This window comes from Gluconacetobacter tumulisoli, assembly GCF_014174155.1.
GTDB lineage: Bacteria > Pseudomonadota > Alphaproteobacteria > Acetobacterales > Acetobacteraceae > Gluconacetobacter > Gluconacetobacter tumulisoli.
In genome coordinates this window covers 265,955-292,292 of the sequence record NZ_JABEQM010000004.1, presented here as the reverse complement: position 1 = coordinate 292,292, position 26,338 = coordinate 265,955, and the positions used below count along the sequence as shown (strand labels likewise).

The window sequence follows — 26,338 nt, the reverse complement described above, 5'->3', positions numbered from 1 at the left end:
GTCCGTCAGGACCCGGTGTCCCGTTCGGCGACCGAACGGGCCGGGGCGGTCTTCCTCGGAGGCCTTGCGATCGTCGACCATCCCTGAAGGTATGGGGGTGCTTCGGTGGCGAAAACAGGGCGGTGACGGGACGCCGGGATGGAATTTTCCGCCGGGGGCCGGTGACGGGGGGAAAAGCACGAATTAATGTCCACGGGCCTTGCCCGCGCGCGCCAGCACCGTTAATCCCTCGCCCTGATCCAGGAAGGGCCAGGGTGGGTGACGATGGACGGGGCGACCGTCGGGGCGTCGCGCGACTCGTCGCCGGGATCATGTCCTGCGGTATTGCGTGCTTGTTGTCGGGAGTTCTGGATGTTTGCTCGTCTGCTGGGTCTGCTGTCGGCCGACATGGCCATCGACCTCGGCACGGCCAATACCCTGGTCTATGTGAAGGGACGCGGCGTCGTCCTGAACGAACCGTCGGTGGTGGCGATCGCCGACGTGCGCGGCAAGAAGCAGGTCCTGGCCGTGGGCGAGGAGGCCAAGCTGATGGTCGGCCGCACGCCCGGAAACATCACGGCCATCCGTCCGCTGCGCGACGGCGTCATCGCGGATTTCGAGGTGGCGGAGGAAATGATCAAGCATTTCATCCGCAAGGTTCATAATCGCCGCATGTTCGCCAGCCCGCTGATCATCGTGTGCGTGCCCTCGGGCTCCACCGCTGTCGAGCGCCGGGCGATCCAGGAAAGCGCCGAAAGCGCCGGCGCGCGCAAGGTGTTCCTGATCGAGGAGCCGATGGCGGCCGCGATCGGCGCCGGACTGCCGGTGACCGAGCCCTCGGGCAGCATGATCGTCGATATCGGCGGCGGCACCACCGAGGTCGCGGTGATCTCGCTGGGCGGCATCGTCTATGCCCGTTCCGCCCGCGTCGGTGGCGACAAGATGGATGATGCGATCATCTCCTACATCCGCCGGAACCATAATCTGCTGATCGGTGAAAGTTCGGCCGAGCGGATCAAGATCGAGCTGGGATCGGCATTGCCGCCCGACGATCTGGACGATGACGGCGGCTGGCGTGAGGTCCGGGGCCGCGACCTGGTCAACGGCGTCCCGCGTGAGGTCATCGTATCCCAGGCCCAGATCGCCGAGAGCCTGGCCGAACCGGTCAGCCATATCGTCGATGCCGTCACGACGGCGCTGGAAAACACGCCGCCGGAACTGGCAGCGGATATCGTCGACAAGGGGATTGTCCTGACCGGCGGCGGCGCGCTGTTGTATCGCCTGGACGAGGTGCTGCGCCGGGCGACCGGCCTGCCGGTGACGGTGGGCGAGGACGCGCTGTCCTGCGTGGCCCTGGGAACTGGACGGGCCCTGGAAGAAATGAAACGTTTACGAAACGTGCTGACCAGCATGTACTGACCAGAATCTAGGAACGGCCTGGCGGTCGCGGAGCAGCGGGCGGGCCGCATTCCGGCGAACGGGCGAGCGGGGGAGCCGGGGGCGATGAAGGTCCGGCAGCGGAACAGGGGTTCGGGCAGGGCGCGCGCGCACGACCGGGTGGCGGGCGCACGATGCTGATTCCGCTGTCCATCCAGTCGCGCCAGGCGCTGGACAAGCTGGTTCTGCCCCTTCTGGTCGTCGCGGCCCTGGGCATCATGCTGCTGGGCCAGGCCGATCGCCAATTGGCCGAGCGGGTGCGCATGGGCGTCGCTGACATGCTGGCCCCGGCCTATGGCCTGGTTGTCTGGCCGCAGGAGCGTCTGCACGGGATGTACGCGCGTATGCGCGACATGACGCGGATCGGGGCCGAAAACGAACGCCTGCGGGCGGAAAATGCCAATTTGCGGCATTGGTACGACGTGGCGGCAGCGCTGGCAGATGAAAATGCGGCCCTGAAGGCCAATCTGCATTGGATGCCGGACCCTGCGCCGTCCTTCACCACCGGCCGTGTGGTGCGCGACACCAGTGGCCTGTATGCGCGCAGCGTGCTTCTGGCCGCCAATGTCGATTCCGGCATCCACAAGGACGAGATCGTGCTGGATGCCTCGGGCCTGGTCGGCCGCGTGACGGAGGTGGGCGGCCGTTCGGTGCGGGTGATGCTGGTGACCGATGTTTCCAGCCGCATCCCGGTAACCCTGGAAGTCAGTCACGGGGCGGCTATAATGGCCGGCGACAATTCGGCTACGCCCAGGCTGATCTACTACCCGCAGGACAATGGCCCGATCGAGGGAGAGCGCGTCGTCACCAATGGCGAGATCGATACACTGCCCGCAGGTCTGCCGGTCGGGCGGGTTCATTATGTCCGGCCGGGTCAGCCTGTCGTCATCCCCGCGGCGTCCCTCGATCATCTCGACATTGTTCGTGTGTTCGACTACGGACGCGCCTCCGTGGTCGCGCCCGACGCGCCCGGCCGGATTCCCTTGCCCCGTCCCGGCGGCGCCCTCCCGTTTCCCTTCCAGCCCAAGGTCGGCCGGGGATGAGAGTATGCATGGATGACGCCCGACCAGTCTCCTGCGCTGCAGCCCGGAATCCAGCCCCGCGCCAGCCTGTGGCGCCGGCTGGACGCGCTGTCGCGGCGTGGCCTGCCCGCCGTGTTCACGGCCCTGTCGGTTCTGCTGCTGTCCGCGCCCTTCGACCTGCCGGGGCAGGCGGAACTGCTTTCGGGCGTCGTCCTGTCGTCGGTGTTCTTCTGGTCGGTTTTCCGCCCGGCGTCGATGCCTTCGCCGGTGGTGTTCCTGCTGGGGCTGCTGGTCGACCTGCTGGGATTCGGGCCGCCGGGGGTCATGCTGTTGATCCTGCTGATCGTGCATGGGATCGGATTGTCGGGGCGTTACGGCTTCGCGCGGATTCACGTTCTGCTGCTGTGGGCGGTATTCGGCGGGGTGGCGCTGGCGGCCACCGTCCTGCAATGGGGCCTGATGTCGATCCTGGCGTTTCGCATGATGCCCGGCGTGCCGTTCGTGTTCCAGTGGACGCTGGCGCTGGGGGTGTTTCCCATGCTCTGCGCGCTGTTCACGATGATGTCGCGCACCATGGCAAATCCCGACCGGGCCTGAGAGGCGGGTTTGAAATTCGCCCTGTCGGCGATCGGACGCGGAATTCCCATGCTGCGTGGCGGGCGGCCATAAAGGCCGCTCCGATCCGACGTTCGGAACCCCACGCCGGGCGTGCCGCGGCACGGTACTCTCACCCGACAGGACCAATTTCAGACTGGCTTCCGGGAGACCATCACTCGGAAAGCCTTGCATTCAGCCGGGTTCCAGCAGACGATTTCGCGATCGGTGTTCCTCTCGCGGCGTGGATGTGTGGATGATCCGTCGTCGGAAGAAGACCGTGCCTCGCCTGATGTCGCGACCCGACACCGGCAATCCGTCCCGCGCCGTCTTTACGCGGCGGGCGCTGGTGGTGCTGGGCGCGCAGATGGCGGCGCTGGGCGCCCTGGGCCATCGTCTCTATGGGCTGCAGGTGCTGGATGGCGAACATTATGCCCGCCTGGCCGAGAATAATCGCGTCAGCCGCCGCCTGATCGCCCCCCCGCGCGGACGGGTGGTGGACCGGTTCGGGATCGCCCTGGCGTCGAACAAGGTCAATTGGCGCGCCCTGCTGCTGCCCGAGGAAACCAGCGACATCGCCGGCACGCTGGACCGGTTTTCCACGCTGGTGCCCATCGAGGCCCGCGACCGCGCGCGAATCGAGCGCGAGATGCGGCACAAGCGGCGCTTCATCCCCATCATGCTGCGCGACTTCCTGTCGTGGGATGACATGGCGCGAATCGAACTGAACGCGCCGTCGCTGCCCGGCGTGCTGATCGATGTCGGGACCACCCGGAATTACCCCTTCGGGCCGCTGCTGGCGCATGTCGTGGGATATGTCGCCCCACCGGGCGAAAAGGACGTGGTCCGGGATGCCACGATGGCGTTGCCGGGCATGCGGATCGGCCGCGCGGGGATCGAGCAGACCCAGGACGACCTGCTGCGCGGCCAGGTCGGCGCGGTGGAGATCGAGGTCAATGCCGTCGGCCGTGTCATGGCCGAACTGTCGCGCGACGAGGGGCGGGCGGGCGACGAGATCGCCCTGACCATCGATAGCGGCCTGCAGCAGGCGGTCCTGGGCCGCATCGCCGACCAGTCGGCCAGTGCGGTGGTCATGGATTGCCGCAATGGCGAGGTGCTGGCGATGGTCAGCAACCCGTCCTTCGACCCGTCCCTGTTCGACAGCGGCGTCAGCCAGGCGCAATGGATCGACTGGACCAACAACGAACGCACGCCGTTGATCAACAAGGCTGTCGCGGGTGTCTACCCGCCCGGGTCGACCTTCAAGCCCGCGGTGGCGATGGCTGCCATGCAGGCGGGCACGCTGGCGCCGACCGACCGGATTTTCTGCCCCGGCTACCTGGATGTGGGCGGTACGCGATTCCACTGCTGGTCGCGTTACGGCCATGGATCGCTGACGCTGAAGGACGCACTGAAATTCTCCTGCGACGTCTTCTTCTACGAGGTTGCGCGCCGTACCGGCATGGAGGCCATCGCCGCCGCGTCCCATGCCTTCGGGCTGGGTACGCATCTGGATATCGAACTGCCGCATACGCGCGCGGGCCTGATCCCGACCCCTGCCTGGCAGCGCGCGCGCGGGCAGCACTGGAACGGCGGCGATACGATCGTCAGCGGCATCGGCCAAGGCGCCGTTCAGGTCACGCCCCTGCAGCTTGCGACCTATGTATCGCGGATCGCGACGGGGCGGGCGGTGCAGCCCCATCTGATCCGCAGCACGGGCGGCAAGCTGGCCGAGGGAACGGACCCCGCGCACTGGGCCGCCCTGGACATGCCCGACGCCTTCCTGACGCATCTGCGCACGGGCATGTTCGCCGTGGTCAACGAGGAACACGGCAGCGCGCCCAAGGCGCGTCTGGATATTCCGGGCGTGCAGATGGCGGGCAAGACCGGGTCGGCGCAGGTGCGCCGCGTATCGCGGGCCCTGCGCGAAAGCGGGCATTTCGATTCGTCCGCGCTGCCGTGGGAATATCGTCCGCATGCCCTGTTCATCTGCTTCGCGCCCTATGACGCGCCGCGCTATGCCGCGGCGGTGGTGGTGGAGCACGGCAATGCGGGCGCCGCCGTCGCGGCGCCGCTGGCGCGGGACATCATGACCGACACACTGACCCGCGACCCGGCGAACCGCAAGGAACCGCCCGGCCAGGTGGTGGCCGAGGTCGACTAGGCCAGGGGGTCAGACAAGGTCGTTCATCCGCGCTGGACAAGGACAGGGCGCGCGCGCATCTGTGTCCGTGCCCCGTGTCCTGGTCCAGGGGCCGAGCCATGGGGGTGACGATGAATTTCCAGAAGCGCCTCCTGCGCGCCGAACCCAATTTCCGCATCCTGGCCAAGCTCTGGCAGGTCAACTGGCTGTATGTGCTGCTGATCTGCGTGCTGGCGGGGGTGGGCTACGGCGCGCTCTATTCCGCGGCGGGCGGGTCGGCGCATCCCTTCGCGGAGCCGCAGACCATCCGATTTGCCTTCGGTCTGGTGATGATGCTGTGCGTGGCGCTGACCAGTCCACGCGTCCTGGTCCGGCTGGCGTGGCCGCTTTATGGCCTGTCTATTCTACTGCTGGTGGCGGTGCTGCGGATGGGGCATGTCGGCAAGGGGGCGGAGCGATGGCTGATCGTCGGCGGCATGCAGATCCAGCCCTCGGAACTGGCCAAGATCGCGCTGGTGCTGGCGCTGGCGTCCTGGTTCCACCGTATCGGGTATCGCCGGATGGCCAATCCGATCTATCTGCTGCCGCCGGCGCTGATGGTCCTGCTGCCGGTCGGGCTGGTGCTGAAGGAGCCCAACCTGGGTACCGCCGTCATCATCGGAACCGTCGGGGCCACGATCTTCTTCGCCGCCGGGATGCGCCTGTGGCAGATCGTGCTGCTGATCGCCCCGGTGCCCTTCCTGGCCCGCTTCGCCTATGCCCATCTGCATGATTACCAGAAGGCGCGGATCACGACCTTCCTGCACCCCGAAGGCGATCCGCTGGGGGCGGGCTACAACATCATACAATCCAAGATCGCGCTGGGTTCCGGTGGAATGTGGGGGCAGGGCTATCTGCACGGCACGCAGGGGCAACTGAACTTCCTGCCGGAAAAGCAGACCGATTTCATTTTCACCATGATCGCCGAGGAGTGGGGTTATGTGGGCGGGATCGCGGTGATCGGCCTGCTGATGACCATGGTACTGGGCGGCATGCTGATCGCGATGCGCAGCCGCAACCAGTTTGGCCGTCTGCTGGGCCTGGGAATCGCCACGAATTTCTTCCTGTACTGCGCGGTGAATCTGTCGATGGTGATGGGGACCATTCCGGTGGGCGGCGTGCCGCTGCCGCTGATTTCCTATGGCGGATCGGCGATGCTGACGGTGATGTTCGGCTTCGGCCTGCTGCTATCGGCCTGGGTGCACCGCAATTCCCGTTTCGGCGAGGCCGCGCCGGACGAGGCATGACCGGCCTGCGTCCCGCCGACCCCGCCACTGCGCGCGCCTATCGCCGCAGCCTGTATCGGGCGGGCGGCCTGGCGGTGCGGCCGGGATGCCAGCCGGTCGGCAGGCAGGGATGGTGGCGAGGACGGCGTGGCGACGTCGTGTTCGTCAGCGCCTGCAATCCCGGGGGGCGGCGGCGGCCCGACGGGTGGAACCGCCGGATGATGGCCCGGCTGGCCGAACATGTGTCCGGCGTGCCGCATTGTCCGGGCGAGGGGTCGTTGGGCGCGTGGTCCGAGGCCCTGTACGCGGTCGCCTTTCCGCTGGCGCGCGGGCGGGTCGTCGCCCGCCGGTTCGGACAGAACGCGGTGCTGGTACTGCGGAACGAACGGGCGGCGCAGCTGGTCTTCCTAGCCTGATACCAATCCTCTATCGGCGACAGGCGTCAGGGCTCCGTCCTGAAACCCGCCCATCGTTCTCCATGATCGGGGTCCAGGGCCTCAGGCCCTGGTGGGTTCGGGCAAAGCCCTATCTTTCCCACCAGGTGAGGTGTTGCTTTCGCAGGCCGGGTCAGCCTTCGATCTGGCTGAAATCCGCGATCAGCACCGTCATCCGGCGCAGGTTCGCCAGCAGCCGCAGGCGGTTGAGCCGCAGGTCGGCGCGATCGGCGTTGACGGTCACGGCCTCGAAGAATCGATCCAGCACCGGGCGCAGATGGGCGGCGTCGCGCATTGCATCCTCGAACCGTTCGTCAGCGATGGCGGTCTCGACTGCCGGAATCGTATCCAGCAGCGCATTGGCCAGGTCCCGCTCCTCGTCCTGTTCATACAGGGCGGGATCGGGCGTGCCGTCATGGGGGCCGTCCTTGCGATCCTCGATGCGCAGGATGTTGGCCGCGCGCTTGGTCGCCGCCAGCAGGTTGCGCCCGTCATCGGTCGCCAGCATCGCGGCCAAGGCTTCGGTCCGGGCCAGCAGGCGGGTGATGTCGCTGTCGGCATTGCCGCTGGAAATCGCGGCCAGGATGTCGTGGCGTGCGCCCTCGGCGCGCAACTGCACGCGCAGGCGCTCGGCCACGAAGGCCGGCAACAGGTCCAGGTCCGGCGCATTCGCCAGATCTCCGGGCAGGGATTCCGACGCCAGGACGAACACGCGCACCAGGTCGAGGCGCAGGGCGTTTTCGCGGATGATGCGGATGACGCCCAGCGCGGCCCGCCGCAGGGCATAGGGGTCGCCCGACCCGCCGGGTTTTTCCCCCGCCGCGAAGAAAGCGGTCAGGCTGTCGATCTTGTCCGCCAGCGCCACGGCGATGGAGACCGGGGCCGTTGGCACGCCGTCGGTCTGGCCGCGCGGCATGTAATGCTCGGCCACCGCATTGGCGACGTCGGCGGCTTCGCCGTCATGCCGGGCGTAGTAGGCCCCCATCACCCCCTGCAATTCGGGGAATTCGCCGACCATGCCGGTGGTCAGGTCGGCCTTGGCCAGCAGGGCCGCGCGTTCCGCCTGCGCCGGGTCCGCGCCTACCATCGGGGCCAGCAGGCCCGCCAGGCGGATGATACGCGCCACCCGTGCGCCCTGGCTGCCCAGGGCGGCATGGAAGGTGACGGCGTCCAGCGCCGGCACGCGGCTGGCCAGCGTGCGCGACCGGTCCAGGTCCCAGAAATGGCGTGCATCGGCGAAGCGGGCGCGCAGTACCCGTTCATTCCCCGCGATCGTCAGCGCGCCGCCGTCCGCCGGCAGCAGGTTGGCGACGAAGGCGAAGCGCGGGGCGGCGCTGCCGTCGTCGTTGCGCAGCGCGAAATAGCGCTGGTTGACGCGCATCGACACCTGCATGACCTCGGCCGGCAGGTCCATGAACGCGGCGTCGATGCGGCCCAGGAAGGGCACCGGCCATTCGGTCAGGCCCGCGACCTCGTCCACCAGGCCGGGGTCGGCCGCGACGCTCAGCCCTTCTTCGGCGGCCAGGCGTGCGACGCCCTCGGCGATCAGCGTCCGGCGTTCGGCGGCATCGGCCAGCACCTGCCGATCGCGCAGGCCCGCCTGCCATGCGGCGGCATTTTCGGGCGCGAAGGGGGCAGGGGCGGTAAAGCGATGGCCTTCGCTGAGCCGGTCGGCACGCAGGCCGTGGCCGTTATCCTCGCCCTCGGCCAGGGTGAAATCGACGATCTGCCCGTCCAACAGGCATAGGATGCGGCGCAGCGGCCGGACCCAGGTGAAGGCGCTCCCCTGGCCCCAGCGCATGGATTTGGGCCATGGAAAGCGGCGCAGCAGCGGCGGCAGGATCTCGGCGATGCGGGTCGCGGCCTCGACGGGCGGCAACGTGCGGTTCAGCACCCAGAATCCACCCTCCAGCACCAGATCGTCCCGTGTCACGCCGTGCTTGCGGGTGAAGCCGTCCAGCGCCCTGTCCGGCGCGCCCTCGCGCGGGCCGCGTTCGGCGATCGTGGTGCCCGGCACCATGGCGTCCAGCGTCAGCGTCAGGGCGATGCGGCGCGGGCCGGAAAAACCAGTGGCGGCGCACGGGTTCAGGGGCGCCAGGGCCTCGCCGACCAGGCGGACCAAATCCTCGGCCGCGCGGGTCTGCATGCGCGCGGGAATTTCTTCCGAGAGGAGTTCGAGCAGAAGTTCGGGCATGGTCCTTATTCCTCGCCCGCCAGCCACGCTTCGCAGCAGCGTTTCGCCAGCGTGCGCACGCGCCCGATATAGGAGGCGCGTTCGCTGACGCTGATGACGCCGCGCGCGTCCAGCAGGTTGAACAGATGGCTGGCCTTCAGGCACTGGTCGTAGGCGGGCTGGGCGATCCCGTGTTCCACCAGCGCGATGGCCTCGCGTTCGGCGTCGATGAAATGGCGGTGCAGCATGTCGGTGTCCGCCAGCTCGAAATTATGGCGCGAATAATCGCGCTCGGCGCGCAGGAAGACGTCACCGTAGATCAGGCCCTGCCCGTTGAAATCGAGGTCGTAGACATTCTCGATCCCCTGCACGTACATCGCCAGCCGTTCCAGCCCGTAGGTCAGTTCGGTCGACGGCAGGACGGTCGGGATGCCGCCCACCTGCTGGAAATAGGTGAACTGCGTCACCTCCATCCCGTCGCACCAGACCTCCCAGCCCAGGCCCCAGGCCCCGATGGTCGGGTTTTCCCAATCGTCCTCGACGAAGCGGATATCGTGTTCCATCGGGTCGATGCCGATGGCGCGATAGCTGTCCAGCAGCAGCTTCTGGCTCTCCTCCGGCGTCGGCTTCAGCAGCACCTGGTACTGGTAGTAATGCTGGAGCCGGTTCGGATTCTCGCCATAGCGTCCGTCGGACGGACGGCGGCAGGGCTGGACGTACGCCGCCTTCCACGGACGCGCGCCTAGGGCGCGCAGCGTGGTGTGGGGGGACAACGTCCCGGCGCCGACCTCGGTATCGTAGGGTTGCAGGATCGCGCAGCCCTGTTCCGACCAGAATTGATGCAGCTTCAGGATCAGCGCCTGAAACGACAGGGGGCGCGTGGCGCGGGAGATGGAACAGGGCGCTGGGGCCGGGACCATGGAAAGGATGCTCCGGTAGGCGGATAGGGAAGACATGCCGGCCGGCGGCATGCGCAAGGCGGGCGCACCATACAGGCATGGCGCCGCGATCGGAAGGCGGCGCCCGCGCGGACGTCGGGATCATTCCGACGGGCGGGCTTGCGGAATTCATGCCCGCACGCCACATCCATGGTTGGTTACCTTGTCGGAGACAGGACGGAAACGATGAATACCGAGGAACGCGACCTGATCACGAAGTTCGTTGCCCGTGTCGGCGGCGCGCCGCAGGGGGGATTCGGCAGCGTGCCCGCGACGACGCCCAACCTGCCGCCGATCGATCCGGAGGCCGACCAGTATATCGCGCAGATGTACCAGCAATATCCCGAGGCCCGGTATCGCGTCACTCAGATGGCGGTGGTGCAGGAGGCGGCCTTGGTCGCGGCGCAGAATCGCATCCAGCAGTTGCAGTGGCAATTGCAGCAGGCGCAACAGGCCTTGCAGGCGCAGCAGACGCAGCAGCGGCCTGCCGGCGGCGGATTGTTCGGCGGCCTGTTCGGCGGCGGCCAGCGTCCGCAGGGCGCCCCGCCGCCCGGCTGGGGCGGGCAGCAGGCGGCTCCGCCGCCGCCCCAGCCTGCCTATCCGCAGGGCATGCAGCCGGGCATGTTTCCGGCGCGCGGCAGCGGCTTCCTGGGATCGGCGCTGACCACGGCGGCCGGTGTCGCGGGCGGCATGATGGTGGGCAACGCGCTGACCGACCTGTTCAGCGGGCATCATGACGCAGGCTTCGGCGGGGGTTTTGGCGGTGGTGAAACCGTCGTCAACAACAATTACGGTGGGGCACCGTCGGCCGATCCGTTCGGCGGCGCGGGAACGGATGTCGATCCCGGGTTCGACGCCGGTGGCGACGGCGGGGGCGGCTTCGGTGGTGACTGGGGCGGTGGCGGGGACGACAATTTCTGATTTCCTCGGCGCGCCGGAAGACGGAAGGGCGGTCCTGCGGGCCGCCCTTTTTCGTTGGGGGCAGCAGGCGTCACACATTGCCGTGAGGCGCCATATGACCAATTGATGTGTCTAATGAATGAGTGTTATTCAGAACTCGGCCACCAAGGCCAATTCCTCTGTGTCGTCTCATCCGCGGGAAACCGGGACCTTCGGGTCCCGGTTTTTCCGTTTTTGAATGCCGCACACGTTGGTGATCCGTGGGAACGAAACCTGGTCCCGCACGCTTAATGGACTGTTCCGCAATGCCACATTGATGGAGGCGAACGATGTCGATCACCAATTCAGCGACCAGCCTGGGCGATTTCCTGACCGGTGCGAAATACGATCATTCCGGCCTGGTCAGTGCGATCCACGAATATCTCGACAATATCCGGCGCGAAAGCGGCCTGAACGGCTTTGCCGAACGGGCGGCGGCGGCGGGGTATGGCGATATCGTCGCCCGGTGGAAGGCAGACGACAAGGCCGGTCCGATGACCGAGGACATGGTCCGGCGCCTGATCGCCCAGCCGGACCTGGATTGGTTCGCCGAGCAGACGGGCCTGTCGGGGCCGGCCGTGGTGCAGATCCTGGCACGTCAGCTTCCGATTGTGATCTACAAGCGCGCCCACGCCGTCAGCCCGCACTGAGGCCAGCCGGCACGGCGCCTGGCGGCGGCGGGCGAGCGATCCGCCATAGCCGTGCGCGGTGCGGCGTGGCAGGGTAGGGCCGTTCGGATCGTTTCTGATCGGTTCGGATTTTCTGGCGGGGTGCCCAGCGCACGTCGCCGTCAGCCCCCGGACGGATCGTGTGGCTGTCGTCGCGCCCCGTCCGGACACCGGGGAGAGAGGCATGCTGATACGCGCCGGCTACGATATCGCACTGACGGTTCAATCCCCCACGCCATTGGTACTGATGCTGGAGGTTCATCCGGATCGGGAACCCGATCTGATGACGCCGCAGATCCCGGTGTTCGATCCGCCCGTGCCGGCGCAGCGCTATCTCGACGGCTTCGGCAATCGCTGCACGCGGGTGATCGCACCCGGCGGGACGTTGCGGACGACCATGTCCTTCCTGATCGCCGACAGCGGCCTACCCGACCGGCAGATGCCCATGGCGCGCGAGGTGCCGGTCGGAGACCTGCCGACCGATTGCCTGGTCTTCCTGCTGGGCAGTCGCTATTGCGAGACCGACCTGCTTTCGCAGACCGCGTGGTCCCTGTTCGGCCATCTCCTGCCGGGCTGGAGCCGGGTGCAGGCGATCGTCGATTTCGTGCATCATCACATTCGTTTCGACTACGGCCTGGCCCGGGCGACGCGCTCGGCGTACGAGGCCTATAACGAGCGCGTGGGCGTATGCCGCGATTTCGCGCATCTGGCGGTGACGCTGTGTCGCTGCATGAATATCCCGGCGCGGTATTGCACCGGTTATCTGGGCGATATCGGGATTCCGCCGGTTGACGATCCGATGGATTTTTCCGCGTGGTTCGAGGTCTGGCTGGACGGGCAGTGGTTCACCTTCGACGCGCGTCACAATAAGCCACGGATCGGCCGGATCGTCATGGCGCGCGGGCGCGACGCCACGGACGTGGCGCTGACGACGTCGTTCGGACCGGCGATCCTGTCCGGATTTACCGTGACGACCTATGAGGAGACGTACTGACGGCGGGCGGGCGATGTCGCTTGCCTTCCATTAAGTTCGTGCATTTCCGGCCGTGAGGATCTATAGACCGCTCTCGGCTGGACTTTTCAGCCACGGGCAAGATTTCATAGTAGCCGCACCCGCGACATTCTGGCGTCTCCGAAAAAAGAAAAGTCTCGATCCCGCGTATTTTCGCGCGGGAGCCGGTTATCAAGGAGACCTGTCATGGCTACAGGCACAGTCAAGTGGTTCAACGCCCAGAAGGGTTTCGGATTTATTCAGCCGACTGACGGCGCGAGCGATGTGTTCGTGCATATCTCGGCGGTCGAGCAGGCCGGGCTGCGCGGTCTGAACGAAGGTCAGACCCTCAGCTACGAACTGGAAACGGGGCGGAGCGGCAAAGTGTCCGCCACCAACCTCCGGGTCGGCTGAGACAAAAAAGGGCACCGTAAGGTGCCCTTTTTCATTGGGGGAATACGGTAGCCGCGAGAGGCATGCCGCCACGCCTTAATAGGCGTGTTCCAGAAAAATCTTCTCTATCTCCAGTATGACGAGACGTGCGGCGCCCGAAATCTGCCGGGAACGATCAAGGCAGAGCGCGAGCGTCAGCGGTGAAAGAGTCCTGTTCGCGATGGGCGTGAAAGCCAGCTCCTGCTTTTTTGACTTCGTCCAGCACATCCAGATAGCTGAGTATGCCGATGCCGACACCCGAGGAAACGAGGGATTTGATCATCTGGATATTGTCGGCTGATGCGACGGCCTGTGGCTTGATGTCGGTTTCGATCTCCAGCAGATCGAGCTGGCGCCGCAGCGCCAACGGGGACGCGGGAACAACCATGGGAAATTCGGCGCAAAGGCTGAATCGCGCCTCCTTTTGCAGGGTGATGGGATGGCCGGGCAGGCTGATGAAGCCCACGGGAAAGGTTGCGTGGGCGTGGACGATCAGTTCCCGGCTGGTCCCCGGGTCGAGCTGAAGGGCAAAATCCGCAGCACCATCCATGAGAAGCGCGCCGATGTCCCTGGTATTGCGGACCAGGACGCGAATGACGATGCCGGGATGCGTCTCGCGCAGTTGCGCCATCAGGTGCGGAATGAAGCCTTTCGTCAGCGCGTCGGGGATCAGCAGGTCGACCTGGCCGCGGCGCAGGCCCTTAAGATCGTCGATTTGCACGCGCAGGTTATCGAGGTCGCGTGTCCACCGTCTTGCCGCGGTCAGGAACAGTTCGCCGGTCGCGGTAAGCCTTAGGCCGGTCGGCAGGCGTTCGAATAACGGCGTCCCCAGTGTCTGTTCGCCCTGCAGCAATTGCCGATCGATCGCTGAGGCGGCGATCCGCAATTCGTCCGACGCCTTGCGGATCGAACCATGGTGCGCCACCGCCATGAAATAGCGGAGGAAACGCGCGAAGACGGGCATATGCGGTGCTCTCTTTTTGCGAACGCATAAAACTGATTTATGATATATCCGAGAACGCATTGACTATGAAATTGTCTGGAGATCCGGGGGCGCCAAGACGCGTCACCGCTTCTTATTCAGGACTCCAGAAATGTCCGAAACGCTCGATAGGCCGGCTGGCCTGCCCAGGAATTGCACCTTCGAGCCTGCCGACTGGCATATATTGGCCCGTCATTGGTACCCTGTCGCCCTGGCGCGGGAGGTCGGGAGCAAGCCGCTCGGCGCGGTGCTGCTGGACGAACCTCTGGTCGTCTATCGGGCGGGCGACGATGTCGTCATCGCCCAGGATCTGTGCCCGCACCGCGGCGTGCCGCTCAGCCTGGGATCGGGCGATGGTCAGACGATCGCCTGCGCGTATCACGGCTTCCGTTTCGGCGCGGACGGACGGTGCGTTCGCGTGCCGGCGCATCCGGACAATGCCATTCCGAAAAAACTGAACCTGCGAACCTATCCGGTGGTCGAGCGCTACGGCCTGGTCTGGACCTGCCTGCGTCCAGAGGGTGACGTGGATATTCCGGCCATGCCGCATTGGGATGAACCGGAATTCCAGCAGATCACCTGTCCCTGGATCGAGATCAACGGATTTGCCGGACGCCAGCTCGAAGGTTTCCTGGACGTCGCCCATTTTGCCTTCGTCCATACGGCCACGTTCGCCGACCCGGACAATCCGGTCGTGCCGCCCTACCTGCCCCGGATGACCGAAAAGGGGTTCGAAGTCGAATATCGCAGCTTCGTCGGGAATTATCCGATTGGCATGACGGACAAGGGGCGGCCCGGCTTCGAGTGGCTGCGCCATTTCCGCACGCATCTGCCGTTTACCGCGACACTGGAAATCCATTTCCCCAATGAGGGACGCCTGGTGATCATGAACGCGGCCGCGCCGGTGTCCGCCCGGGTCACGCGTCTGTTCGCGCCGATCTGCCGGAATTTCGACAAGGACCTGCCGGTTCAGGATGTCTACGACTTCAATCGCCGCGTTTTCGAGGAGGACAAGGCCATCGTGGAATCGCAGAAGCCGGAGTGCCTGCCGCTCGATCCCACGATGGAGGCGCATGTCATGGCCGACCGGAGTTCGATCGCCTACCGCCGTGGCCTGCGAAACATGGGTCTCAGCCGCTTCTTCATCGCGTGAGGCCGCCATGTCGATCGCCATGTTTCCGACCATTGCGTGCGAGATCGCACCCGAAGGGACCGATTGCCTGCGTTTGACCCTGGTTGCGCCGGACGGGAAGCCGCTGCCAGCCTTCTCGCCGGGCGCCCATATCGACGTGCTGACGCCGGCAGGTCTGACGCGGCAATATTCCTTATGCGGTTCGCCGCATGATACGGCCTGGTACGAGATCTGCGTAAAGCGGGAAAGCACTTCACGCGGCGGTTCCCGCTCCCTGCATGAGGGTGTGAAACCGGGCGCGGTACTCATGATTTCGGCGCCACGCAACGCGTTCCCATTGCCTGAGGCATCGCGGCATATCCTGATCGCGGGCGGAATCGGCATCACGCCCCTGATTCCCATGGTCCGTGACCTGAGCGCCCGCGGGCGATCGTTTGCATTCCACTATTATGCCTCCCGCCCCGCAGAAGCGCCGTTCCTGACGGAGTTTCGTGCCGGCGCGTTCGGTCCAGGGGCGAGCCTGCGCGCCAGTTTTGCCGACCATCCGCCGGCCGGCCTTGAGAGCGCCGATCCGGCCGATGCGATCATGCTGTGCGGTCCGACCGGGTTCATGGCGGCCGTGCGAACTCGTGCCCTCTTCCATGGCTGGCGGGCCGAGCAGATCCATTGCGAACATTTCCAGCCGCCTGTCGATCTTCCGGCCCATCAGGGCGGCGACGAAGCTTTCGCGGTCCGGCTGGCCCGCTCGGGTCGCGTCCTCGAAGTCGGGGCGGACGAGAGCATTGCCGAGGCGCTCCTGGCGCAGGGTGTGTCAGTCGATCTGTCCTGCGAGCAGGGCATGTGCGGCGCGTGCCTTATGCCATTGCTGGACGGCGAGGCCGATCATCGCGACAGCGTACAGGGCGATGGGGAGAAGGCACGGAACGTGCAGATCGCCCTATGCTGTTCCCGGGCGAAAAGTGCCTGCCTTGTCCTCGATCTTTAGGGCCCCATGCATCTCGCCGATGAAGGCCTGCCCTGGCTGCGTCTCGGCGGCGACAATTTACCTGCTTGGAATCTTTCCGGTAAATCGTGTTTTACCAGAAATCGACAGGCCACCGATGGCACCCGGGGATCCATTGTCCGGTCCCGTGTCGGTCTGCAAGCTGGTTGCTATTATATGGAATTTTTCGAATGGTGAGCCGGGTGGGACTCGAACCCACGACCATTCGATTAAAAGTCGAATGCTCTACCGGCTGAGCTACCGGCTCACCGAAGCCGCATGTGCGGTGCGGCTTCGGGTAATGGCTTCAGAGGTTCAAGTCAACCTCTATCAGGCCGTGACGGGGCGCATGCTGATGATGCGGTCGGGGTCCTGGACCACGCCGCTCTGGCCGGCGCCGCGCTTGATCTGGTCGATATGCTCCATGCCCTCGATCACCTGGCCGACGATCGTGTACTGACCGTCGAGATGGGGGGAGGGCTCGAACATGATGAAGAACTGGCTGTTCGCGCTGTCCGGGTTCATCGTGCGGGCCATGCCGACCGTGCCGCGCTCGAACTTGGCCGCGCGCGTGAATTCGGCCTTCAGGTCGGGCAAGTGGCTGCCGCTGGTGCCGGTGCCGGTCGGATCGCCGCCCTGCGCCATGAAGCCGTGGATGACGCGGTGGAAGGGCGTGTTGTCATAGAAGCCTTCGGCCGCCAGGGTACGAATCCGCTCGGCGGCCAGGGGGGCCACGTCCGGCCGCAGGCGGATGACGACCCGGCCCGTCTTCAGTTCCAGGGCGATCAGGTCGGCCTTGTTTTCGGTATCAGACATTGTTCATGTTCCAGTGCTAAAGCGTATGGCGCGGCGCGCAACGCCGGACGCCGTGCTGTTATCCCCCAAGCCGCGTCAGTACATGGCGGCGCGTGAACGGGGGAACGAATCCGGCGATGTCGCCACCCATGCGGGCGACTTCCTTCACCAGCCGCGACGAGATGTACTGGCTCCGCTCATTGGCCATCAGGAAGATGGTCTCGATATCCGGGGCCAGGTGATGGTTCATGCCGAACATCTGCATCTCGTAGTCGAAATCCGCCACGACGCGCAAACCGCGCACGATCACCGTGGCGCCCTGGCCGCGTGCGGCATCGATCAGCAGGTTGCCGAACCCGACGACCTCGATCGTCGTGCCCGTGCGCCGGACAGTCTTGCGTACCTCGGTCGTCACGCACAGGACGCGCTCTTCCAGCGACAGCAGAGGCTGCTTGCCGATGTTCTCGGCCACCCCGATCACCAGTCGGTCGACCAGCCGCGCCGCACGTTCGATAATGTCCAGGTGACCGTTGGTCACCGGGTCGAACGTGCCGGGATAGAACCCCGTGCGCGGCCCGGCGTCAGGCATCGGGGGCGTCCGATGCTGCGCCCGGGACGTCGGCGCCGTCGTCACCCTCATCCTCGTCCGATCCGTCATCCATGACCGGGAAAACGCTGGTCACGCTTTCGGTCGTGTCCAGACGGAACAGCGTCACTCCGCTGGCCTGGCGCGACATGACGCGGATCTGGTCCACCGGGACGCGGATCAGGCGGCCAGCGTCGGTGACCAGCATCACGTCCGTGCCGTTGATGACCGGCAGCGTGGCCACGACCTCGTTTCCGCGCTTGCCGGACGTGAAGGTCATGTTCGCGATGCCCTGGCCGCCGCGCCCGGTCACGCGATAATCATAGGCCGACGACCGCCGGCCGAAGCCCGCGTTGCTGACGGTCAGGAGAATTTCCTCCGCGATTTCCAGGTCCGCGAACCGTTCGGCGTCGATGGTCGCATCGGTGGGCACCGCTTCCTCGTCCGAGGCCTCCGCAACGGTGTCCTCGGCGTCCTCGCCGGCCTGCAGCGCCGCGTTTTCCGCACGGCGCCGGGCGTTTGCCATGCGCAGGTAGGACGCGCGTTCCTCGACCGTCGCCTCGACATGGTTCAGGACGCACAGGCTGTTGACCTCATCCCCTTCGGCCAGGCGGATACCGCGCACGCCCGAACTGTCACGCCCGGCGAAGACGCGCAGCGTATCGTCGGTGATCTGGAAGCGGATGCAGCGGGCATTGCGCGTGGCCAGGAACACGTCCTGTCCGTCGCGGCAGGTGGCGACGCCGATCAGGCGGTCGTCCTCGTCCAGCTTCATGGCGATCAGGCCGGATGAGCGGATATTGCGGAAATCGCTCAGCCGGTTGCGCCGTACGTTGCCGGTCGCGGTGGCGAAGACCAGATGCAGATTTTCCCACAGGCTCTCGTCCTGCGGCAGGGGTAGGACTGCGGTGATCGAATCGCCGCCCAGGTCCGGCAGCAAATTGATCAGGGCCCGCCCCTTGGCCGTCGGACTGGCTTCCGGCAGGCGCCAGACCTTCTCGCGATAGGCCTTGCCGCCGGATGAGAAGAACAGGACCCATTGGTGGGTGTGCGCGTTGAACGACCGCACGACGATGTCGTCCCCGCGCCGGCCGGCGGCGGTGCGGCCGCGGCCGCCGCGATTCTGGGCCCGGAAGACATCCAGCGGCGTGCGCTTGATGAAGCCCTCGCGGGTAATGGTCACGACCATCTGTCCGGGTTCGATCAGGCTTTCGTCCGTCTGGTCCCCGGCATAATCCGCGATTTCGGTCATGCGCGGCGATGCCAGTTCGGCGCGGATCGCCGTCAGTTCCTCGCGCATCACCTCCAGACGGCGCGGACGGCTGGCGATGATGTCCAGCAGTTCGTTGATCCGGGTCGCCACATCGGACAGTTCCTGCTGGATCTTCTCGCGCTCCAGCCCGGTCAGGCGCTGCAGGCGCAGTTCCAGGATGCCGCGGGCCTGGGCCTCGGTCAGGTGCACCTTGCCGCCCGAAACGACATTGCCCTCGTCATGGATCAGCGCCAGCAGGGGTTCGACGTCGGCGGCGTCCCACGCGGTGGTCATCAGCGATTCGCGCGCCGTGGCGGCGTCCGGGGCGGCGCGGATCAGCGCGATGACCGCATCGATATTGGCGACCGCGATCACCAGGCCCACCAGCAGGTGGCCCCGGTCGCGCGCCTTGTTCAGGTCGTGGCGCGCCCGGCGCAGGATGACTTCCTCGCGGAAGACCAGGAAGGCCTCCAGGACGTCCTTCAGCCCCATCAGACGCGGCTTGCCGTTATCCAGCGCCAGCATGTTGACGCCGAACGAGGTCTGGAGCTGCGTGAAGCGGTACAGGTGATTCAGCACCACTTCGGGCGTCGCGTCGCGCTTGATCTCGATGACGATGCGCATGCCCGACCGGTCGCTTTCGTCGCGGATGTCGGAAATGCCCTCGATCTGCTTGGCACGCACCAGTTCGGCGATGCGTTCCTGCAGGGTCGATTTGTTCACCTGGTAGGGGATTTCGGTGATGACGATGGCCTGCCGGTCGCGGCGCAGGTCCTCGATCTCGGCACGGGCGCGGATAAGGACGGACCCACGGCCGGTCTCGAACGCGCTGCGGATGCCGGCGCGGCCCAGGATGATGCCGCCGGTCGGGAAATCCGGTCCCGGCACGATCTGCATCAACTCGTCCAGCGTCATGTCCGGCCGGGCGATCAGTGCCAGCGTCGCGTCGATGATTTCGCCGGGATTGTGGGGCGGGATGTTGGTCGCCATGCCGACCGCGATGCCCGACGCCCCGTTGATCAGCAGGTTGGGGAAGGCCGCCGGCAGGATCTTGGGTTCCTGCTCGCTCTCGTCATAGTTCGGCTGGAAATCGACGGTGTCGCGGTCGATATCGTCCAGCAGGAACGACGCCGCCTTGGCCAGCCGGGCCTCGGTGTATCGCATGGCGGCGGGGGAATCGCCGTCGACCGATCCGAAATTGCCCTGTCCGTCGATCAGCTTGACCCGCATCGACCAGAACTGCGCCATCCGGACCATGGCGTCGTAAATCGAGGAATCGCCGTGCGGATGGTATTTACCCATCACGTCACCGACCGCGCGGGCCGACTTGCGATAAGGCTTGTCGTGGGTGAACCCGCTTTCACGCATCGAATAGAGGATGCGCCGATGCACCGGTTTCAGGCCGTCCCGCACGTCCGGCAGGGCGCGGCTGACGATGACCGACATCGCGTAAGCGAGGTAGGAGGAGCGCATTTCCTCCTCGATCGTCACCGGAATCATGTCGGAAGGTGCCGGCGGCTGCGGCGGATCGGGTATTTCGGTCAAGGCATATCCGTCATGTCAAAATCACCCTCGTGTTCCCCGTATCGGCGGACACGGATGGCGGAAAACTGGTGCGGGGCCGATTGCTGGCGCGCGACGCGACCCTAGCACGGCTTGCCGTCGGCAGAGAAATCGCGCGGCCGGCAGGCCGGCCGTCGCGGCGCCGGAAATTGATCAGAACGGAATTTCGTCGTCCAGGTCGCTGCTGCCGCCGTGCGGCGCGTCCCAGCCACCGGACGACGGGCCGCCAGCGGGGGCGCCGCCCTGGCTGCCGCCGCGACCGCCGCCGATCTGGCGCGGGGCGGACGGGGCCGAATAGCCGCCACCACCGCCCATGTCGTCGCCGGCGTCACCGCCGCGGTTGCTGTCCAGCAGCACCAAGTCGCCGCGGAAGCGGTCGACCACGACCTCGGTCGTATAGCGCTCCTGCCCGGACTGGTCCGTCCATTTGCGGGTCTGCAGCGAACCTTCCAGATAGATCTTGCGTCCCTTGCGCAGGAAACGCTCGGCCACGTCGGCGATGCGATCGTTGAAGATGACCACGCGATGCCATTCGGTCCGTTCCCGCCGTTCGCCGGACGCGCGGTCGTTCCACGTGTCGCTGGTCGCAAGCGTCAGGGAGACGATCTTGGCGCCATTCTGGCTGTTCCTGACCTCGGGGTCCTTGCCCAGATTGCCTACGAGAATGACCTTGTTGACGCTACCCGCCATAGTACTTGTCCTGCCGCTGTCCGGTATGGAGTCGCGTCCCGTCGGGTCGCGCCCATGGAATAAAGGCCGTCCGCCCGGATCGGTGCATGGGCGGACGGGGCTGAACCGCCATGGTAACCCAAATGCGTGGCCGAGGATACCTGTCCCTGTCGCGTCATCTGGCGTCCCCGGCGTCGCGACCCGCCGGGTGATGCATTTTTCCGGGGCGGCGGATCTTGGCGGCGGGCGCGGAACAGGTCAGAACAGAGTATGAACAGAACGCGCCGGGCGCGTACGGAAAGCGGAGAGCGGACATCATGGATACCCCATCCAGGCCGGTGCCGGGCGTGCCCACGTCGCAGTCGATCCGGGTGCGCGGGGCGCGGGCGCACAACCTGAAGAACATCGACGTCGATATCCCGCGCGATGCGCTGACGGTCGTGACCGGCCTGTCGGGATCGGGGAAATCGTCCCTGGCCTTCGACACGATCTATGCCGAGGGGCAGCGGCGCTATGTCGAAAGCCTGTCGGCCTATGCGCGGCAGTTCCTGGAACTGATGGGCAAGCCCGACATGGATTCGATCGAAGGCCTGTCGCCGGCGATTTCCATCGAACAGAAGACGACGTCGAAGAACCCGCGTTCCACCGTCGGCACGATCACCGAAATCCATGACTACATGCGCCTGCTGTGGGCGCGGGCCGGCGTGCCCTATTCCCCCGCGACCGGCCTGCCGATCGAGGCGCAGACCGTCAGCCAGATGGTCGATCGCGTCATGGCGCTACCCGAAGGCACGCGCCTGATCCTGCTGGCCCCGGTGATCCGCGACCGCAAGGGCGAATGCCGCAAGGAACTGGCCGAACTGCAGCGCAAGGGCTTTACCCGCGTCAAGGTCGACGGCACCCTCTACGAGATCGCCGAGGTCCCGGACCTGAACCGCAAGCTGCGTCACACGGTCGAGGCCGTGGTGGATCGCGTGGTCGTCAAGCCGGGGCTGGAATCCCGCCTGGCCGACAGTTTCGAGACCGCCCTGGCCCTGTCCGACGGCCTGGTCTACGCCGAGGAGGTCGTGCGCGGCGAAGGCGCCGAGCCGCCGCCGCATATCGTCTTCTCGTCGCGCTTCGCCTGCCCGATCAGCGGCTTCACGCTGGAGGAGATCGAGCCGCGCCTGTTCTCGTTCAACGCCCCGCAGGGCGCGTGTCCGGCCTGCGACGGAATCGGGACCGAGACGTTCTTCGACCCGCATCTGATTGTGCCCGACGAATCGCTGTCGCTGGCAGGGGCGGCGATCGCCCCGTGGCGCAGCAGCCAGAGTCCGTACTACCAGCAGACCCTGGAAAGCCTGGCCGCCCATTACGCGGTGCGGATGGATACGCCCTGGCGCGATCTGCCGCAGGGGGTGCGCGACGTGATCCTGGAGGGCGGCAAGGACGAGGTCACGTTCCTCTATCGCGACGGCAAGCGGTCCTATGGCCTGACCAAGCCGTTCGAGGGCGTGGTGACCAACCTGCGCCGGCGCATGACGGAAACCGACAGCGTCTGGGTGCGCGAGGAACTGTCGCGCTACCAGTCCGACAAGCCGTGCCATGTCTGCCACGGCGCGCGCCTGCGGCCCGAGGCGCTGTCGGTGCGCGTCGCCGGATCGGACATCGCCACGGCGTCGGACCTGCCGATCCGCCGGGCGCTGGACTGGTTCGGCACGGTGGAAGCGACGCTGACGCCCCAGCGGGCCGAAATCGCCCGGCGGATCCTGCGCGAAATCCTCGACCGGCTGCGCTTCCTGGACGATGTCGGGCTGGATTACCTGACGCTGTCGCGCGGATCGGCGACCCTGTCGGGCGGGGAAAGCCAGCGTATCCGGCTGGCCAGCCAGATCGGTTCCGGCCTGACCGGCGTGCTGTACGTGCTCGACGAGCCTTCGATCGGATTGCACCAGCGCGACAACGAACGGCTGCTGGTGACGCTGGACCGGCTGAAACGGCTGGGGAACACGCTGATCGTCGTGGAACATGACGAGGACGCGATCCGCGCCGCCGACTGGCTGATCGACATGGGGCCGGGGGCAGGGGTCAACGGCGGACATGTCGTGGCCATCGGCACCCCGGCCGAGGTCGCTGCGAATCCGGCCAGCCTGACCGGGGATTACCTGTCGGGCCGGCGCCGGATCGCGGTGCCGGCGCAGCGGCGCCCCATCGATCCGGCGCGCACCCTGGTGCTGGAGGGCGCGGCCGGCAACAATCTGAAGGATGTGACCGCGCATTTTCCGCTGGGCACCTTCACCTGCGTGACCGGCGTTTCGGGCGGGGGCAAGTCGACGCTGGTGATCGACACGCTGTACAAGGCGCTGTCGCGGCAATTGATGGGTTCGGGACAGAATCCCGCGCCCTATCGCCGGATCGCGGGGCTGGACCTGCTGGACAAGATCATCGACATCGACCAGTCGCCGATCGGCCGCACGCCGCGCTCCAACCCCGCGACCTATACCGACCTGTTCGCACCGATCCGCGACTGGTTCGCCGAACTGCCGGAAAGCAAGGCCCGGGGCTACAAGCCCGGCCGATTCTCGTTCAACGTCAAGGGCGGACGGTGCGAGGCCTGCCAGGGCGACGGCGTGCTGAAGATCGAGATGCACTTTCTGCCGGACGTGTTCGTGACCTGCGATACCTGCAAGGGCGCGCGCTATAACCGCGAGACGCTGGACGTGAAGTTCCGCGGCAAATCCATCGCTGACGTGCTGGCCATGACGGTGGACGAGGCCCTGCCGTATTTCTCGGCCGTGCCGCGCATCCGCGACCGGCTGGCGATCCTGCAGCAGGTGGGGCTGGGCTATGTGGCACTGGGCCAGCAGGCGACCACCCTGTCGGGCGGCGAGGCGCAGCGCGTCAAGCTGTCCAAGGAACTGGCCCGCCGTGCCACGGGGCGCACCCTGTACATCCTCGATGAACCGACGACAGGCCTGCATACCGAGGATGTGCGCAAGTTGCTGGAGGTGCTGCATGCCCTGGTCGACCAGGGCAACACCGTGGTGGTGATCGAACATAATCTGGAGGTCATCAAGACCGCCGACTGGGTGCTGGACATGGGGCCGGAAGGCGGCGACGGCGGCGGGCGCATCGTTGCCGAGGGCACGCCCGAGGACATCGCCGCCTGCCCGGACAGCCATACCGGGCGCTTCCTGCGGCCCCTGCTGGCAGATGTCGCCCCCGCGCCGAAAAAGCGCGGGCGGCGGGCCCGCGCCTGACGCGGGATCCGGCCCGTCGTGCCCCGGGCGCGGCGGCCGGGTCCGTGTCCCGGATCCGTGTCATGGAAAATACATAAAAATCTTTACCCCCGAACCGCCGAAAACACTTGCGCCAGCAAGGCTGTGGCCTTATCAGCGGCCCCCTTGGCCCAAGGGGGCGATCCCGCCCAACAGGCTGTCTACTGGTTTGGGGGTACGTGATGAACGCACTTGCTCAGCTGGGGATGGTCTCGGAACTCCCGAGCAATAACCAGATGTCCTCTTCTCCTTCCTCCTCCACCGAGGAACGGACGGATTATTTCGTCGAGAAAGACGGGATGAAGTTTGCGGGAACGCATCTTCTCGTCGATCTTTGGGAGGCCCGGAATCTGGATGATCCGGCGCAGATCGACCGCACCCTGTGCGAGGCGGCGGTGACGGCCGGGGCCACGATCCTGCATAGCCATTTCCATCATTTCTCGCCCAACGGCGGGGTGTCGGGCGTCGTCGTGCTGGCCGAGAGCCACATTTCGATCCACACATGGCCCGAACGCGATTTTGCCGCCGTGGATATCTTCATGTGCGGCGCGTGCGATCCGCACCTTGCGATCCCGGTGATGCAGCGTCTGTTCCAGGCGGGCCGGGTGGTCGTCGACGAACAGCGTCGCGGCCGGGTCGGCTGACGGGCCGGGATGGCGCCCACGGACGCCGTCCGCATGACCCCGGGGGCCGGATCCGTCCGGCCTCTTTTTTTATGTACGCGCAGGGAGAACAGGCAATGACCGACGCGTGGATCGGCGAAACCCTCTATGACGGCTGGCAGCAGCGCTTCCGGGTGCGCCAGGAACTGGCACGCACGAAAAGTGCCTTCCAGGATATCGTGGTTTTCGAAAGCGAGACGCACGGCCGCGTCCTCGTCCTGGACGGCGTGATCCAGATTACCGAGGGCGACGAGTTCGTCTACCAGGAGATGCTGACGCACGTGCCCCTGCTGGCGCATGGCGACGCGCGCAGCGTGCTGATCATCGGCGCAGGCGATGGCGGCGTGCTGCGCCGCGTGCTGCAGCATCGCGGCGTAACCCGCGCGGTGATGGTGGAAATCGACGGCGAGGTCATCGACCTGTCCAAGCGTTTCCTACCCGGCATCGCAGGCGATGCGTGGACCGATCCCCGGGCCGAGGTGATCGTCGGCGACGGCATCGATTACGTCGCGCGCGCCGAAACGGCGTCGGTGGATGTGATCATCGTCGACAGCACCGATCCGATCGGCGTGGGTGAGGTCCTGTTCACCGATTCGTTCTACGAACATTGCGCGCGGATCCTGACCCCGAACGGCATCGTCGTGAATCAGTGCGGCGTGCCCTTCATGCAGGCCGATGAACTGCGCGAGACCAGCCTGCGTCGCGCCCGGTTCTTCCCGCATGTCTCGGCCTATGTCGCGGCGGTGCCGACCTATGTCGGCGGATTCATGACCCTGGGTGTCGCGGCGAAGGGCGGGAACCCGGCCGTTCATCCGGTCGAAACGATTCGTGCGCGCGCCGAGGCCGCCGGCATCCTGGGGACCACCGGCTACTGGACGCCGGAAATCCATGCCGGGGCGTTCAACCTGCCGCCCTATATCGCCCGGAACCTGCCGATCGCCGGGGCGTGATCGCGCGCACATGACTGCGGCCGGGGCGCCATTCGTGGCGTCCCGGCCTCCATCTCGTTCCGGTCATCCCAGCGGGGCGTGCCGCGCCAGCATGCGCACCTGGACCTTGCGGATCTTCAGGTCCGCAAGGCCGTCAGCGAAAACCTTGTAATGCGGCGTGGCCAGATGCGCGTCGAATGCCGCCTGGTCGGCATAGATTTCGAACAGGACGACGCGATTCGCCTCGCCGTCGGGCAGAAGCACGTCGAAACGTTCGCATCCGGGTTCATCGGCCACGGAATGCGCGCTGTCATAGGCGCAGATTTCCAGAAATCTGTCGTGGGTTTCGGGCGTCGTCTCGAATTCCGCGATAATGGTCAGGGGGCGTGCGTCCATGGTCGGCATCCTTCGCTGTTCCGGTGACCTGTCCGCCCCAGACTAGCGATATGCCGACATGCGATCCAGCATCGGATGGCCCACACGAAGGGGCGTCGACCGACTGCCGGATCAATTG

Annotated in this window: 22 protein-coding genes, 1 tRNA gene and 1 pseudogene; 15 read left to right on the top strand and 9 right to left on the bottom strand. The window is 66.2% G+C overall.

What is annotated here, in order from left to right; all coding sequences use genetic code 11:
* The first annotated feature begins 351 nt into the window (after window positions 1–351).
* The 6 genes from HLH28_RS07355 (at window position 352) to HLH28_RS07330 (ending at window position 6,856) form a co-directional block, all read left to right on the top strand.
* A complete protein-coding gene (locus HLH28_RS07355) occupies window positions 352–1,398 on the top strand; it encodes a rod shape-determining protein (RefSeq protein WP_182956805.1) in 1,047 nt (348 codons plus the stop codon).
* A gap of 155 nt (window positions 1,399–1,553) precedes the next feature.
* Complete coding sequence (gene mreC / locus HLH28_RS07350; protein ID WP_182956936.1) at window positions 1,554–2,459, top strand: rod shape-determining protein MreC; 906 nt, start codon at window positions 1,554–1,556, stop codon at window positions 2,457–2,459.
* A gap of 12 nt (window positions 2,460–2,471) precedes the next feature.
* Window positions 2,472–3,035: a hypothetical protein gene (locus HLH28_RS07345; RefSeq protein ID WP_182956801.1), complete on the top strand. Its 564-nt coding sequence runs from the start codon at window positions 2,472–2,474 to the stop codon at window positions 3,033–3,035.
* Between the two features lie 253 nt (window positions 3,036–3,288).
* Window positions 3,289–5,196, top strand: coding sequence for a penicillin-binding protein 2 (mrdA, locus tag HLH28_RS07340; protein WP_182956798.1), 1,908 nt, complete (start codon window positions 3,289–3,291; stop codon window positions 5,194–5,196).
* Window positions 5,197–5,306: 110 nt separating this feature from the next.
* A complete protein-coding gene (rodA, locus tag HLH28_RS07335; protein WP_182956933.1) occupies window positions 5,307–6,461 on the top strand; it encodes a rod shape-determining protein RodA in 1,155 nt (384 codons plus the stop codon).
* The gene (locus HLH28_RS07330) at window positions 6,458–6,856 is read left to right on the top strand and encodes a DUF3293 domain-containing protein (protein ID WP_182956795.1); all 399 of its coding nucleotides are present in this window, start codon (window positions 6,458–6,460) and stop codon (window positions 6,854–6,856) included. Before rodA ends, HLH28_RS07330 begins: the two co-directional genes overlap by 4 nt.
* Window positions 6,857–7,007: 151 nt before the next feature.
* Here the strand turns inward: HLH28_RS07330 and glyS are convergent, their stop codons facing one another.
* Together glyS and HLH28_RS07320 are read right to left on the bottom strand one after the other, a co-directional pair.
* The gene (glyS, locus tag HLH28_RS07325) at window positions 7,008–9,068 is read right to left on the bottom strand and encodes a glycine--tRNA ligase subunit beta (RefSeq protein WP_182956792.1); all 2,061 of its coding nucleotides are present in this window, start codon (window positions 9,066–9,068) and stop codon (window positions 7,008–7,010) included.
* 5 nt (window positions 9,069–9,073) lie between these two features.
* Complete coding sequence (locus HLH28_RS07320; protein WP_182956789.1) at window positions 9,074–9,967, bottom strand: glycine--tRNA ligase subunit alpha; 894 nt, start codon at window positions 9,965–9,967, stop codon at window positions 9,074–9,076.
* 204 nt (window positions 9,968–10,171) lie between these two features.
* On the opposite strand from HLH28_RS07320, the gene HLH28_RS07315 reads away from it, so the two are divergent.
* The 4 genes from HLH28_RS07315 (at window position 10,172) to HLH28_RS07300 (ending at window position 12,997) form a co-directional block, all read left to right on the top strand.
* Window positions 10,172–10,906, top strand: a complete 735-nt coding sequence (locus HLH28_RS07315; protein WP_182956786.1) for a DUF2076 domain-containing protein — start codon at window positions 10,172–10,174, stop codon at window positions 10,904–10,906.
* A gap of 308 nt (window positions 10,907–11,214) precedes the next feature.
* On the top strand, window positions 11,215–11,574 hold the full coding sequence (locus HLH28_RS07310; RefSeq protein ID WP_182956781.1) for a YidB family protein: 360 nt from the start codon (window positions 11,215–11,217) through the stop codon (window positions 11,572–11,574).
* 202 nt (window positions 11,575–11,776) lie between these two features.
* Window positions 11,777–12,586, top strand: coding sequence for a transglutaminase-like domain-containing protein (locus HLH28_RS07305; RefSeq protein ID WP_182956779.1), 810 nt, complete (start codon window positions 11,777–11,779; stop codon window positions 12,584–12,586).
* Window positions 12,587–12,790: 204 nt separating this feature from the next.
* The gene (locus HLH28_RS07300) at window positions 12,791–12,997 is read left to right on the top strand and encodes a cold-shock protein (RefSeq protein ID WP_182944745.1); all 207 of its coding nucleotides are present in this window, start codon (window positions 12,791–12,793) and stop codon (window positions 12,995–12,997) included.
* 75 nt (window positions 12,998–13,072) lie between these two features.
* Here the strand turns inward: HLH28_RS07300 and HLH28_RS07295 are convergent.
* A pseudogene (locus HLH28_RS07295) lies at window positions 13,073–13,979 on the bottom strand (LysR family transcriptional regulator).
* Window positions 13,980–14,109: 130 nt separating this feature from the next.
* Between HLH28_RS07295 and HLH28_RS07290 the strand changes: the two are divergent.
* Window positions 14,110–15,150: an aromatic ring-hydroxylating oxygenase subunit alpha gene (locus HLH28_RS07290; protein ID WP_182956776.1), complete on the top strand. Its 1,041-nt coding sequence runs from the start codon at window positions 14,110–14,112 to the stop codon at window positions 15,148–15,150.
* A gap of 7 nt (window positions 15,151–15,157) precedes the next feature.
* Complete coding sequence (locus tag HLH28_RS07285; protein ID WP_182956773.1) at window positions 15,158–16,114, top strand: PDR/VanB family oxidoreductase; 957 nt, start codon at window positions 15,158–15,160, stop codon at window positions 16,112–16,114.
* 189 nt (window positions 16,115–16,303) lie between these two features.
* Here HLH28_RS07285 and HLH28_RS07280 read toward each other — a convergent pair.
* The 5 genes from HLH28_RS07280 to ssb all read right to left on the bottom strand — a co-directional run bounded on the left by HLH28_RS07280 (window position 16,304) and on the right by ssb (window position 20,997).
* A tRNA-Lys gene (locus tag HLH28_RS07280) sits at window positions 16,304–16,379 on the bottom strand.
* A 62-nt stretch (window positions 16,380–16,441) separates the two neighbouring features.
* Window positions 16,442–16,927 carry a peptidylprolyl isomerase gene (locus HLH28_RS07275; RefSeq protein WP_182956770.1) on the bottom strand — a complete coding sequence of 162 codons (486 nt, stop codon included), beginning with the start codon at window positions 16,925–16,927 and terminating at the stop codon, window positions 16,442–16,444.
* 58 nt (window positions 16,928–16,985) lie between these two features.
* Window positions 16,986–17,495 carry a pantetheine-phosphate adenylyltransferase gene (gene coaD, locus HLH28_RS07270; RefSeq protein ID WP_182956767.1) on the bottom strand — a complete coding sequence of 170 codons (510 nt, stop codon included), beginning with the start codon at window positions 17,493–17,495 and terminating at the stop codon, window positions 16,986–16,988.
* Window positions 17,488–20,289 (bottom strand): DNA gyrase subunit A, encoded by a 2,802-nt coding sequence (gene gyrA / locus HLH28_RS07265; RefSeq protein ID WP_182956764.1) that lies wholly within the window; start codon window positions 20,287–20,289, stop codon window positions 17,488–17,490. Before gyrA ends, coaD begins: the two co-directional genes overlap by 8 nt.
* Before the next feature lie 171 nt (window positions 20,290–20,460).
* Window positions 20,461–20,997 carry a single-stranded DNA-binding protein gene (gene ssb, locus HLH28_RS07260; RefSeq protein WP_182956761.1) on the bottom strand — a complete coding sequence of 179 codons (537 nt, stop codon included), beginning with the start codon at window positions 20,995–20,997 and terminating at the stop codon, window positions 20,461–20,463.
* Between the two features lie 296 nt (window positions 20,998–21,293).
* On the opposite strand from ssb, the gene uvrA reads away from it, so the two are divergent.
* The 3 genes from uvrA (at window position 21,294) to speE (ending at window position 25,845) form a co-directional block, all read left to right on the top strand.
* Window positions 21,294–24,215, top strand: a complete 2,922-nt coding sequence (gene uvrA, locus HLH28_RS07255) for an excinuclease ABC subunit UvrA (RefSeq protein ID WP_182956758.1) — start codon at window positions 21,294–21,296, stop codon at window positions 24,213–24,215.
* 200 nt (window positions 24,216–24,415) lie between these two features.
* Complete coding sequence (gene speD, locus HLH28_RS07250; RefSeq protein WP_182956754.1) at window positions 24,416–24,877, top strand: adenosylmethionine decarboxylase; 462 nt, start codon at window positions 24,416–24,418, stop codon at window positions 24,875–24,877.
* Window positions 24,878–24,972: 95 nt separating this feature from the next.
* The gene (gene speE / locus HLH28_RS07245) at window positions 24,973–25,845 is read left to right on the top strand and encodes a polyamine aminopropyltransferase (RefSeq protein ID WP_182956751.1); all 873 of its coding nucleotides are present in this window, start codon (window positions 24,973–24,975) and stop codon (window positions 25,843–25,845) included.
* 63 nt (window positions 25,846–25,908) lie between these two features.
* Here the strand turns inward: speE and HLH28_RS07240 are convergent, their stop codons facing one another.
* Entirely contained in the window at window positions 25,909–26,220 is a 312-nt protein-coding gene (locus HLH28_RS07240; RefSeq protein WP_182956748.1) for a putative quinol monooxygenase, read from the bottom strand.
* Window positions 26,221–26,338: the final 118 nt, after the last annotated feature.

What these genes read in the sequence shown, in the direction of transcription:
- HLH28_RS07315 (WP_182956786.1), top strand. Translation starts at nt 10,172, where the DNA reads ATGAATACCGAGGAACGCGACCTGATCACGAAGTTCGTTGCCCGTGTC.
- HLH28_RS07240 (WP_182956748.1), bottom strand. Translation starts at nt 26,220, where the DNA reads ATGGACGCACGCCCCCTGACCATTATCGCGGAATTCGAGACGACGCCC.
- HLH28_RS07320 (WP_182956789.1), bottom strand. Translation starts at nt 9,967, where the DNA reads ATGGTCCCGGCCCCAGCGCCCTGTTCCATCTCCCGCGCCACGCGCCCC.
- HLH28_RS07330 (WP_182956795.1), top strand. Translation starts at nt 6,458, where the DNA reads ATGACCGGCCTGCGTCCCGCCGACCCCGCCACTGCGCGCGCCTATCGC.
- HLH28_RS07355 (WP_182956805.1), top strand. Translation starts at nt 352, where the DNA reads ATGTTTGCTCGTCTGCTGGGTCTGCTGTCGGCCGACATGGCCATCGAC.
- glyS (WP_182956792.1), bottom strand. Translation starts at nt 9,068, where the DNA reads ATGCCCGAACTTCTGCTCGAACTCCTCTCGGAAGAAATTCCCGCGCGC.
- HLH28_RS07310 (WP_182956781.1), top strand. Translation starts at nt 11,215, where the DNA reads ATGTCGATCACCAATTCAGCGACCAGCCTGGGCGATTTCCTGACCGGT.
- speD (WP_182956754.1), top strand. Translation starts at nt 24,416, where the DNA reads ATGAACGCACTTGCTCAGCTGGGGATGGTCTCGGAACTCCCGAGCAAT.
- ssb (WP_182956761.1), bottom strand. Translation starts at nt 20,997, where the DNA reads ATGGCGGGTAGCGTCAACAAGGTCATTCTCGTAGGCAATCTGGGCAAG.
- uvrA (WP_182956758.1), top strand. Translation starts at nt 21,294, where the DNA reads ATGGATACCCCATCCAGGCCGGTGCCGGGCGTGCCCACGTCGCAGTCG.
- coaD (WP_182956767.1), bottom strand. Translation starts at nt 17,495, where the DNA reads ATGCCTGACGCCGGGCCGCGCACGGGGTTCTATCCCGGCACGTTCGAC.
- speE (WP_182956751.1), top strand. Translation starts at nt 24,973, where the DNA reads ATGACCGACGCGTGGATCGGCGAAACCCTCTATGACGGCTGGCAGCAG.
- HLH28_RS07300 (WP_182944745.1), top strand. Translation starts at nt 12,791, where the DNA reads ATGGCTACAGGCACAGTCAAGTGGTTCAACGCCCAGAAGGGTTTCGGA.
- HLH28_RS07345 (WP_182956801.1), top strand. Translation starts at nt 2,472, where the DNA reads ATGACGCCCGACCAGTCTCCTGCGCTGCAGCCCGGAATCCAGCCCCGC.
- HLH28_RS07305 (WP_182956779.1), top strand. Translation starts at nt 11,777, where the DNA reads ATGCTGATACGCGCCGGCTACGATATCGCACTGACGGTTCAATCCCCC.
- HLH28_RS07285 (WP_182956773.1), top strand. Translation starts at nt 15,158, where the DNA reads ATGTCGATCGCCATGTTTCCGACCATTGCGTGCGAGATCGCACCCGAA.
- HLH28_RS07275 (WP_182956770.1), bottom strand. Translation starts at nt 16,927, where the DNA reads ATGTCTGATACCGAAAACAAGGCCGACCTGATCGCCCTGGAACTGAAG.
- mrdA (WP_182956798.1), top strand. Translation starts at nt 3,289, where the DNA reads ATGATCCGTCGTCGGAAGAAGACCGTGCCTCGCCTGATGTCGCGACCC.
- HLH28_RS07290 (WP_182956776.1), top strand. Translation starts at nt 14,110, where the DNA reads ATGTCCGAAACGCTCGATAGGCCGGCTGGCCTGCCCAGGAATTGCACC.
- rodA (WP_182956933.1), top strand. Translation starts at nt 5,307, where the DNA reads ATGAATTTCCAGAAGCGCCTCCTGCGCGCCGAACCCAATTTCCGCATC.